The organism is Pseudomonas sp. GL-B-26 (genome assembly GCF_019947405.1).
Classification (GTDB): Bacteria; Pseudomonadota; Gammaproteobacteria; order Pseudomonadales; family Pseudomonadaceae; genus Aquipseudomonas.
Window position 1 is genome coordinate 26,825 of record NZ_JAGYGJ010000060.1, and the last position, 9,792, is coordinate 36,616.

Annotated in this window: 11 protein-coding genes; 9 read left to right on the plus strand and 2 right to left on the minus strand. The window is 61.3% G+C overall.

Annotation, left to right across the window (positions count from 1 at the left end; all coding sequences use genetic code 11):
- The first annotated feature begins 20 nt into the window (after positions 1 to 20).
- The 9 genes from KGB23_RS27105 (at position 21) to KGB23_RS27145 (ending at position 7,775) form a co-directional block, all read left to right on the plus strand.
- The gene (locus KGB23_RS27105) at positions 21 to 368 is read left to right on the plus strand and encodes a DUF4389 domain-containing protein (RefSeq protein WP_046046475.1); all 348 of its coding nucleotides are present in this window, start codon (positions 21 to 23) and stop codon (positions 366 to 368) included.
- Positions 365 to 817 (plus strand): phosphohistidine phosphatase SixA, encoded by a 453-nt coding sequence (gene sixA, locus KGB23_RS27110; RefSeq protein WP_129437530.1) that lies wholly within the window; start codon positions 365 to 367, stop codon positions 815 to 817. Before KGB23_RS27105 ends, sixA begins: the two co-directional genes overlap by 4 nt.
- A gap of 197 nt (positions 818 to 1,014) precedes the next feature.
- Entirely contained in the window at positions 1,015 to 2,682 is a 1,668-nt protein-coding gene (locus tag KGB23_RS27115) for an AMP-binding protein (RefSeq protein ID WP_223433260.1), read from the plus strand.
- 32 nt (positions 2,683 to 2,714) lie between these two features.
- Positions 2,715 to 3,158 (plus strand): hotdog fold thioesterase, encoded by a 444-nt coding sequence (locus KGB23_RS27120; RefSeq protein ID WP_223433261.1) that lies wholly within the window; start codon positions 2,715 to 2,717, stop codon positions 3,156 to 3,158.
- Between the two features lie 309 nt (positions 3,159 to 3,467).
- Positions 3,468 to 4,274, plus strand: coding sequence for an alpha/beta fold hydrolase (locus tag KGB23_RS27125; RefSeq protein WP_046046471.1), 807 nt, complete (start codon positions 3,468 to 3,470; stop codon positions 4,272 to 4,274).
- Positions 4,271 to 5,125: an alpha/beta hydrolase gene (locus tag KGB23_RS27130; protein ID WP_223433262.1), complete on the plus strand. Its 855-nt coding sequence runs from the start codon at positions 4,271 to 4,273 to the stop codon at positions 5,123 to 5,125. Before KGB23_RS27125 ends, KGB23_RS27130 begins: the two co-directional genes overlap by 4 nt.
- A gap of 50 nt (positions 5,126 to 5,175) precedes the next feature.
- Positions 5,176 to 5,835: a glutathione S-transferase family protein gene (locus KGB23_RS27135; RefSeq protein ID WP_150657102.1), complete on the plus strand. Its 660-nt coding sequence runs from the start codon at positions 5,176 to 5,178 to the stop codon at positions 5,833 to 5,835.
- Positions 5,836 to 5,843: 8 nt separating this feature from the next.
- A complete protein-coding gene (locus tag KGB23_RS27140; RefSeq protein WP_223433263.1) occupies positions 5,844 to 6,650 on the plus strand; it encodes a DUF4892 domain-containing protein in 807 nt (268 codons plus the stop codon).
- Positions 6,651 to 6,719: 69 nt separating this feature from the next.
- A complete protein-coding gene (locus KGB23_RS27145; protein WP_056745051.1) occupies positions 6,720 to 7,775 on the plus strand; it encodes an AI-2E family transporter in 1,056 nt (351 codons plus the stop codon).
- 141 nt (positions 7,776 to 7,916) lie between these two features.
- Here KGB23_RS27145 and xopAW read toward each other — a convergent pair whose 3' ends face one another.
- Positions 7,917 to 8,765, minus strand: a complete 849-nt coding sequence (gene xopAW, locus KGB23_RS27150) for an EF-hand domain-containing protein (RefSeq protein ID WP_223433264.1) — start codon at positions 8,763 to 8,765, stop codon at positions 7,917 to 7,919.
- Between the two features lie 112 nt (positions 8,766 to 8,877).
- On the minus strand, positions 8,878 to 9,792 hold a 915-nt coding region (locus KGB23_RS27155; RefSeq protein ID WP_223433265.1), incomplete at its 5' end, for a sensor histidine kinase.

The following is a 9,792-nucleotide window of genomic DNA, read 5'->3' on the forward strand; positions in this document are numbered from 1 at the left end:
ACAGGGGCAGGGAGCGAGACATGAACGATCCGAAAACAGAAGCCAAGTACGAATCCATCCTGCTGCGCGTGTTGTGGATGATCGTCTACGTGCTGGTCTGGCAAGTGGCGCAATTCATCCTCGGCGCCGTGGTGTTGGTTCAACTGATCTATCGTTTGATATATGGCGCCCCGAGCGCCAGCCTGATGAACTTCGGCGACAGCCTGAGCCAGTTCCTGGCGCAGATCGGTCGTTTCGGCAGCTTCCACAGCGACCAGAAGCCCTGGCCGTTCGCCGACTGGCCGACGCCGCGTACACCGGAAGGTGAAGCACCGCACGCTGTGGCGCCGGCACCACACCCGGCCCGAGATGAGGAGCCAAAGCTATGAAACTCTGGATACTGCGTCATGGTGAAGCCGAGCCACACGGCAAGCGTCCTGATTCGGAACGGGCACTGACGGCCCATGGTCGTGAAGAAGTGCTGCGCACTGCCGCCGAGTTGGCCGGCAAGCCGCTGACCGCGATCTACGCCAGTCCTTACCTGCGAGCGCAGGAGACCGCAGAAATCGTGCGTACAGCGCTGAATTTCGCGCCGGAGATTCGCACCGTCGACTGGCTGACCCCCGACAACCGCCCGCAAGCGGTGGCGGAGCAGTTGGTGTCTGTGGATCACGCGTTGCTGGTCAGTCATAACCCGCTGGTGGGCAACCTGTTGGGTTACTTGCAGCACGGCCATGTACAAGACCCGGAAGCGGTCCGCACCGCCGGCCTTGCAGAACTTGAAGGTGATTTGCCGCTGGCCGGCGCAATGAAGCTCAAAGGCATCAAGCACCCATAGCTCTGCTCTTTGTGGGAGCGTGGCTTGCCCGCGATGGCATCAACGCGGTCTACCTGACAGACCGCAGCGCCTGCATCGCGGGCAAGCCACGCTCCCACAGGTTCTGCTTCGTACCTGATTTTTGTGTGAAATAGTCAACCAAGCAATTGCTTGGTTGGCTACGCTTGCTCCAGACCAGAAATAAAGGAGCGAGTCGCATGCCTGCTGCTTTTCGTTTGCCGTTGGACGTCTTCTACGAGCGTGAGGCCCGCCATCCGCGCCAGCGCTTTCTGGTCCAGCCCGTGGGCGGCGGGCAAGTCGAGACCCTGACCTGGGCCGACGTCGGTCATCAGGCGCGCTGCGCCGCGCATTGGTTGCGCGCACGCGAACTGCCCCAAGGCAGCCACATCGCCCTGATCTCGAAAAACTGTGCGCACTGGATCATCGCCGACCTGGCGATCTGGATGGCCGGCCATGTGTCGGTGCCGCTCTACCCGAACCTCACCGCCGAGACCGTGGCCCAAGTCCTTGAACACTCCGAAGCGGCGCTGGCGTTCATCGGCAAACTCGATGACGGGCCAGGCATGTCTCGCGGGGTCAGCGCTGATCTGCCGACGATCAGCCTGCCGTTGCATCCACCCGGCACGTTCGATTTCAGCTGGGCCGACCTGCAAAAGAGCTCACCGATCCAGGACGATCCCAAGCCGTCCGCCGACCAGTTGGCGACCATCATTTACACCTCCGGCACCACCGGCATGCCCAAAGGCGTGATGCACAGCTTCGCCAATCTGGGGTTTGCCACCACTCGCGGCACGCAGTTGTTTGACTTGAATGAGTCGGATCGGCTGCTGTCCTACCTGCCGCTGTGCCATGTCGCCGAGCGGATGTTCGTCGAACTGGCGTCGATCTACACCGGGCAAACGGTGTTTTTTGCCGAGAGCCTCGACACCTTCCTGACCGATTTGCGCCGCGCACGTCCAACCGCGCTGTTCGGCGTGCCGAGGATCTGGACCAAATTCCAGATGGGCGTGTACAGCAAGATCCCGGCAAAGCGCCTCGACTTCCTGCTCGGTCTGCCGATCATCGGTAAGCGGGTCGGCCACAAAGTCCTGGCCGGGCTCGGGCTGGACGCCTTGCGCATCGCCTTGTCCGGCGCCGCGCCAGTGCCGCAGACCTTGCTGCTGTGGTACCGCAAATTGGGGCTGGATGTGCTGGAGGTCTACGGCATGACCGAAAGCTGCGGCTATTCGCACATTTGCCTGCCGGGCCAGAACAAACCCGGCTGGATCGGCAAGCCCTGCCCGGAAGTCGAGGTGCGGATCGCCGAGTCGGGCGAGGTCATGGTGCGCAGCGGCGCGACCATGCTCGGGTATTTCAAGGAGCCTGAGAAAACCGCCGAAACCATCACCGGGGATGGCTTCCTGCGCACCGGCGACAAAGGCGAGGAGGACGCCGAAGGCAACCTGCGCCTGACCGGGCGACTGAAGGAAATCTTCAAGACCAGCAAAGGTAAATACGTCGCCCCGGCACCCATCGAGAATCGTCTGGCGGAGCATTCGCGGATCGAGCAGGTTTGTGTGGTGGGCGATGGCCTGAGTGCGCCGCTGGGGTTGTGCGTGCTCTCGGCGGTCGGTCAGCAGGACGCCAGCGGAACGGCGAGGGCGGGCCTGCATTCAAGCCTGGAAAAACTCCTGGAGGAGGTCAACGGCGTCCTCGACAAACACGAACGCTTGCGTCGATTGGTGGTGGTCAAGGACAGTTGGGCGGTGGAAAACGGCTTCCTGACGCCGACCCTGAAGATCAAGCGCAACGTGATCGAAGCCGCCTACGGTGCCCGTTTCGAAGAATGGAGCGAGCGCAGCGAAGCGGTGCTGTGGCAGGATTGAGTCAAGAATAAAACCAACCAAGGAAAGCAACGATGAGCTTGTGGCGTACCATTCCCAACATCGAGCATCTGAACGAAATCCAGAAAAACACCATCGGCGAAGTGCTGGATATTCGCTTCGAAGCCGTCGACGAAGCGTCCCTGACCGCGAGCATGGTCATCGACCATCGCACTCACCAGCCATTCGGCTTGCTGCACGGCGGCGCCTCGGTGGTGCTGGCCGAAACGGTCGGCTCGATGGCCAGTTACCTGTGCATCGACGCCAGCAAGTTTTACTGCGTGGGTCTGGAAATCAACGCCAACCATTTGCGCGGCTTGCGCAGTGGGCGGGTCACGGCGGTGGCCAAGCCGATTCACATTGGTCGCACGACGCATGTTTGGGATATCCGTTTGACCAGCGATGAGGGGAAGGCGAGTTGTGTGTCGCGGTTGACCATGGCGGTGGTGCCATTGGGTGAGAATCCGCCGGCGCGGTGAGAGTGTGTTTCTTCAATTAGATCCACCCCTCACCCTAACCCTCTCCCTACGGGGGCGAGGGGACTGACCGAGTTGTTCTTGGAGCTACATCGATCTGAAATATTGAGTCGAACTCAGGTCTGGAAGCCAACGCAGATCTGCTCCCTTTCCCCCTCTCCCCCGTGGGGAGAGGGCTGGGGTGAGGGGGTGGATTCATCTGACACGCCATTCCCATGACCGGACTGTCATCATTCCTGGCACTTACGGTCATTGCTGTAGGGCGTCGTCTTACGGACAATCAACCCTTGTTTTCGTTGATGGATCATCGGTATGTCGCAACAGATATTTTTCGCCCACGCCAACGGTTTCCCCTCGGGCACCTATGGCAAGTTGTTCGCGGCGCTGGCGCCCGAGTATCAGGTGACGCATCTGCAGCAGCACGCCCACGACCCGCGTTTTCCGGCGGACGACAACTGGTACAACCTGGTCGACGAGCTGATTCATCACCTCAAGCAACAACCGGAACCGGTGTGGGGCGTCGGCCATTCCTTCGGTGGCGTGCTGCACCTGCACGCGGCGTTGCGGTGCCCCGAGCTCTATCGTGGCGTGGTGATGCTTGATTCGCCGGTGCTGACCCGCGCCGATCAATGGGTGATCCGTGCCGCCAAACGTTTCGGTTTCATCGATCGCCTGACCCCGGCCGGCCGTACGTTGGGACGTCGGGAAGAGTTCGCCGATCTGGAAGCCGCCCGACTCTATTTCGCTGGCAAAACCCTGTTCCGCAGTTTCGATCCGGAATGCTTCGACGCTTACCTGCAACACGGCTTGCACAAGGTGGGAGACAAGCTGCGCCTGCGCTTCGACCCGGCCACGGAAATCAGTATCTACCGTGGTGTGCCGCACACCAGTCCCGGCCGCACACGGCAACTGAAAGTGCCGCTGGCGGTGGTTCGCGGGCACAAGAGCCGGGTGGTGATGCGTCATCACGCAAGCCTCGTGGGGCGCTTGCCGCAGGGCGAGTCCCTGACCATGCCGGGCGGCCACATGTTTCCCCTCGAACGTCCCCAGGACACGGCCACGCTGCTGAAGAACCTGTTCAGCCGCTGGGAAGGTCGCCGCCAACAGGATTGCGCATGAACAACGTCGTTGAAGAAGTTCGCCTGAGCCTGCCGCATATCGAGTTGGCAGCGCACTTGTTCGGCCCCGAAGACGGCATGCCGGTGATCGCCTTGCATGGCTGGCTGGACAACGCCAACAGCTTCGCCCGGCTGGCGCCGAAGCTCAAAGGCTTGCGCATCATCGCGCTGGACATGGCCGGTCACGGTCATTCCGGGCATCGGCCGACCGGCGCCGGTTACGCACTGTGGGACTACGCCCATGACGTGCTGCAAGTGGCCGAGCAATTGGGCTGGAAGCGCTTTGGCCTGCTCGGGCATTCCATGGGCGCGATTGTTTCGTTGGTGCTGGCCGGTTCGTTACCGGAACGCGTGACCCATCTGGCATTGATCGACGGCGTCATTCCTCCTACAGACAAAGGCGAAAACGCTGCCGAACGGATGGGCATGGCCCTGCAAGCGCAGCTGGATTTGCGGGAGAAGCGCAAACCGGTCTACAACACGCTCGACCGGGCCATCGAGGCGCGCATGAAAGGCTTGGTCGCTGTCAGTCGCGAAGCCGCAGAACTGCTGGCCCAACGTGGATTGATGCCGGTGCCGGGCGGTTATACCTGGCGCACCGATAACCGCCTGACGTTACCGTCGCCGCTGCGTCTGACCACCGAGCAGGCGATGGCCTTCGTCCAGCGGGTCAGTTGTCCTGCAAAACTGGTGGTGGCTGCCGACGGCATCCTCGCCAAACATCCCGAGTTGCTGGAGCGTCTACCCTTTAGCCGTGAACAGCTGCCTGGCGGTCATCATTTGCACCTGAATGACGAACCCGGTGCCGACCTTGTCGCAGACTGTTTCAATCGGTTTTTCGCCGTTCCTTGACTTGCGCCGGGCAACTGTCGAGGCTGGGCGGGTTGAAATGGGAGACAACCATGATAGATCTCTACACCGCTGCGACCCCGAATGGCCACAAGGTCTCTATCGTGCTCGAGGAACTCGGCCTGCCCTACACGGTGCACGCCTTGAGTTTCGACAAAAAGGAACAGAAGTCCGAGGGCTTCCTCAAGATCAATCCCAATGGCCGGATTCCGGCGATTGTCGACCGCGCCAATGGCGATTTCGCCGTGTTTGAATCCGGCGCGATCCTGATTTACCTGGCTGAACTGAGCGGCAAACTGCTGCCAAAAGACCCCAAGGGGCGTTCAGTGGTCCTGCAATGGCTGATGTTCCAGATGGGTGGAATCGGCCCGATGCAGGGGCAGGCCAACGTGTTTTTCCGTTATTTTCCGGAGAAACTCCAGGGCGCCATCGACCGCTATCAACATGAAACCCGCCGCCTCTATGAAGTGCTCGACACGCGCCTGCAAGCCGTGGAGTTTCTGGCCGGTGAGTACAGCATTGCCGACATCGCCACTTTTCCGTGGGTCCGTGGCCATGAGTGGTCGGGTGTCGAGGTCGACGGTTTGCCGGCCTTGCAGCGCTGGATGGCAACCATGGAGGCGCGTCCGGCGGTACAGCGTGGTTTGCTGGTGCCTGAGCGCATCGATGACGCCAGTATCATCAAGGGTGCCCAGGCCATGCTGATCCGATGAGTCTCTCCATGCGTTCATTCAGTCTGCTGGCGCTGTGTTGTTTCAGTCCGCTGTTATTTGCCGCCGATGTCCCGGGCAGCCAGGACCTGCCGATCGTGCCGCGTATGGCCGATGCGCAGATCGTTGACTATCGTCCGGTCGCCGAACTTGAGCGGATCTATCCACTGGGCTCGATCCGCAAAATCAGCGGCCAGTTGCGCTTTGACGGCCAGGTCGCTGCCCGAGGGCAAACCACGTCGGTGACCTACGAGTTGCCACCGGAGCATTCCTCCATCGAGGCCTTCACCGCCGCTCGTGAAGCCTTGCAGAAGCAGGACGCGCAGTTGCTGTTCTGGTGCCAGGCCCGTGATTGCGGCGAAAGCAGCCTGTGGGCCAATGATGTCTTCGGCAATGCCAAGCTCTATGGCGCTGATGATCAGCAAGCGTTCTTGCTGTTGCGCTTGGCGGCTCCACAGGACAACACGCTGGTGGCGCTTTACAGCATCACGCGCGGCAATCGCAAAGCGTATCTGCACGTCGAACAGTTTGACGCCGCTGCGCCGCTGGGCGATTTGCTGCCGACTTCTGCAACTTTGCTTCGAGAACTCAAAAGCACCGGTGAGCTCGATTTCCCCAAACTGACTGGCGATCCTGACGATGCCTGGCTGCGCCTGATCTCTCGTGGGCTGAATCTGGACACCACGTTGCGGGTCAGTGTTTCCGGGCCGAAGGCCGAAGCCTGGCGTCAGGCACTGATCGGGCAGGGTGTGCGTACCGCCAGGATGGAAGCCGGCAGCGTCGACGGCGCTGGTTTGCACATCGAACTGTTGCGATAAGCTGTATCAGGCGAACGTACAAGCTGCGTTCGCCTACTCTTTTGCGAACTGACTTTTTTCGAGATTTAGATGATCAATAACGATCGGCTGTTGGTGCAGATCCTGCTCCTGGTGCTGTTTGGCGCGAGCTTCTGGGTGATGGCGCCGTTCTGGTCGGCGCTGTTCTGGGGCGCGGTGCTGGCGTTTGCCAGCTGGCCGCTGATGCGTTTGCTGACGCGTTTGCTCAATGGTCGCGAATCTCTGGCGGCGGCAGTGCTGACGCTGGGCTGGATGTTGCTGGTGGCGTTGCCGTTGGTCTGGCTGGGATTCAATCTCGCGGACCATGTGCGCGATGCCACGGCGTTCATCAAGGATGTGCAGGTCGACGGGCTGCCGGAAGCGCCGATCTGGCTGGGCAGTATTCCCTTGGTGGGCGAGCGGTTGGTCGGGGTCTGGAACAGCATCGATCAGCAGGGCGCGGCGATGATGCTGGCGGTCAAACCTTACCTGGGCCAGGTCGGCAATTGGTTGCTGGCGCGCAGCGCGCAGATTGGCGGCGGGATTCTTGAACTGACGTTGAGTATCGTCTTCGTGTTCTTTTTCTACCGAGACGGGCCGCGTCTGGCGGCATTTGTTCACGGGTTGCTGGAACGTCTGATTGGTGACCGTGCCGGGTATTACATTGAATTGGTGGCGGGCACGGTGCAGCGGGTGGTGAACGGCGTGATCGGGACGGCGGCGGCCCAGGCGGTTCTGGCGTTGATCGGGTTTTTGATTGCCGGGGTGCCCGGGGCGCTTGTGCTGGGGATCGTCACGTTTTTGTTGAGCCTGATTCCGATGGGGCCCCCGCTGGTGTGGATTCCGGCCACGGCCTGGCTGGCCTGGAAGGGTGAGTACGGGATGGCGGTGTTTCTCGGGATTTGGGGGATGTTCATCATCAGTGGCGTCGACAACGTGCTCAAACCGTACCTGATCAGCCGGGGCGGGAATTTGCCGTTGGTGATTGTTCTGCTCGGGGTGTTTGGCGGGTTGATTGCCTTCGGGTTTATTGGCTTGTTCATCGGCCCGACGCTGTTGGCGGTGGCCTACAGCCTGCTGAACGACTGGAGCAAGAGTCAGGCTCGGGTTGAGGATCGCCGGCCCTGAGATTTTTGTTGGGGCTTGGGGCCTCTTCGTCGGAACGCCGCCCGGAGCCGGCTCGCTCCCACATTGATTTTGTATCGATAACAAATTATGTGATCAATGCAGATCAACTGTGGGTGCGAGCCTGCTCGCGATGCTTTTGACTCAGGTCGCGACGTTCAGGTATTTGCCCACGGTCGCCACGTTGTCGAGCGAGTACTGCTTGCTCAGGTTGGCGATCATTTTGTTCAGGGCTTCGGTCACGTTCGACTGATCGGTGGAGCTGTCGGTGTTTCGCTCGCGGCCGGCTTGCAACGCCGCGTTCAACTCGTCGCTGCTGACGCCGCCACTGCTGTCGCTATCCAGCACTTTGAGCAACGCGGCGCTGGTGTCGGTGCTGGTCGACGAGGTGCTGCTGGTCTGCAACGCACTGGTCAGTTCGGTGGCGCTGACACTGCCGTCGCTGTCCGTGTCGAGCTGGCTGAACAGTTCTTCGCTGGACATTTGTTGAGGGGGGGGCGGAGGCGGGGCGAGGCTGGCGGCGAGTTCGTCCTGGCTGACGGAGCCGTCTTCGTTCTTGTCCAGGGCCGAGAAGATTTCTGTGCTGTCGGCGCTGCTGCCAGCGTTGGCCAGGCCGTTGCTCAGTTCATCGCTGCTGATGGCCCCGTCACCGTCGGCGTCCAGGGCGCTGATCAGCGCGTCAGCCAGTTCGGTGTTCGGTGCCTGGTCCCGTGGCGGTGGCGGCGGAGGGGCCATCGCGGCCATTTCTTCACCGCTCAGGCTGCCGCTGTCGTCGCTGTCCAGGTCAGCGAAATTCTTGCTCAGGCTGACCAGCAGACCGTCGTCGGTTTTCTGCGACAGGGCGCTCTTGAGTTCATCCTGATCGACTGCGCCGTCGCTGTTGCTGTCGAGTTTGGCGAGCAATTCTTTCTGAAACTGCTGGCTGCGGGCGGTGCTGGTCGTGGTGCTGCTGGTGCTGGTATAGCTCGTGTAACTGCTGACGCTACCGATCATTGCGCTCACTCCTTGGAATGGATAGCCGGTGGGTGCACCGGCTTATGCAGCCTCAAGGGGCAAGTTGTCGTGGGTATGTGAGGTTTGTACCGAACGGTACACAGAGCAGCGATCAGGATCGAGGCAGACGAATTACTGCTGTCAGGCCACCACCGGGCGTTTCTTCCAGACTCAACTGCCCACCCAGGCGTTCGGCCGCTTCGCGGGCAATGGTCATGCCCAGCCCGACCCCGCCGGAGTTGCGGTTGCGCGATCCTTCCAGGCGAAAGAATGGCTCGAACACGGCTTCACGTTTATCCGCCGCGATACCCGGTCCTTGGTCGATGACCCGGATCACCAGGATTTCGCGCGTGTCTTCGAGCGTAATTATGGCCTGCCCGGCATAACGCAGGGCATTGTCCAGCAGGTTGTTGATGCACGAACGCAAGGCCATCGGTTGCACTTGCAGCGGCGCGCAGTGGCCGCTGGTGAGTACATCGGCGCCCTGGTCCTGGGCGTTTTCACTCAGGGATTCGACCAGCGCCTGCACGTCCATCCACTGCAGGGCCTCACTGGTGCGCTGCTCGTGCAGGTAGGTGAGCGTGGCGTCGAGCATGCCGATCATGTCGTCCAGATCCTGACGCATCTGGCCTTGCAGTTTGTTGTCGTCGATCTGCTCCAGTCGCAGCTTGAGCCGCGACAGCGGCGTGCGCAGGTCGTGGGAGACGGCGCCAAGCATCCGCGAGCGTTGCTGCACTTGTTCACGAATGCGTTGCTGCATCTTGTTGAAGGTGTGTGCCGCTTGCCGTGCTTCCCGTGGGCCGGACTCATCCAGAGGCGGGCTGTCGAGGTTTTCGCTCAGGCGCTCGGCGGCATCGCTCAGGCGCTGGATCGGCCGGCTCAGCAGTTTGGCACCGTACCAGGCGGCGATGATCAGCGAGACCAGTTGAAAGGTCAGCGGCACCAAGGGGCCGCCGAACCACGGCCGCGGTGGCCGATTTCCGAAGCGCGGGTCCATTGGCGGGCGCTGTCCGTCGAAGTTTTCGGA

Excerpts from the sequence above, each read along its gene's own strand:
- KGB23_RS27105 (WP_046046475.1), top strand. The coding sequence starts at position 21 with ATGAACGATCCGAAAACAGAAGCCAAGTACGAATCCATCCTGCTGCGC.
- sixA (WP_129437530.1), top strand. The coding sequence starts at position 365 with ATGAAACTCTGGATACTGCGTCATGGTGAAGCCGAGCCACACGGCAAG.
- KGB23_RS27115 (WP_223433260.1), top strand. The coding sequence starts at position 1,015 with ATGCCTGCTGCTTTTCGTTTGCCGTTGGACGTCTTCTACGAGCGTGAG.
- KGB23_RS27120 (WP_223433261.1), top strand. The coding sequence starts at position 2,715 with ATGAGCTTGTGGCGTACCATTCCCAACATCGAGCATCTGAACGAAATC.
- KGB23_RS27125 (WP_046046471.1), top strand. The coding sequence starts at position 3,468 with ATGTCGCAACAGATATTTTTCGCCCACGCCAACGGTTTCCCCTCGGGC.
- KGB23_RS27130 (WP_223433262.1), top strand. The coding sequence starts at position 4,271 with ATGAACAACGTCGTTGAAGAAGTTCGCCTGAGCCTGCCGCATATCGAG.
- KGB23_RS27135 (WP_150657102.1), top strand. The coding sequence starts at position 5,176 with ATGATAGATCTCTACACCGCTGCGACCCCGAATGGCCACAAGGTCTCT.
- KGB23_RS27140 (WP_223433263.1), top strand. The coding sequence starts at position 5,844 with ATGCGTTCATTCAGTCTGCTGGCGCTGTGTTGTTTCAGTCCGCTGTTA.
- KGB23_RS27145 (WP_056745051.1), top strand. The coding sequence starts at position 6,720 with ATGATCAATAACGATCGGCTGTTGGTGCAGATCCTGCTCCTGGTGCTG.
- xopAW (WP_223433264.1), bottom strand. The coding sequence starts at position 8,765 with ATGATCGGTAGCGTCAGCAGTTACACGAGCTATACCAGCACCAGCAGC.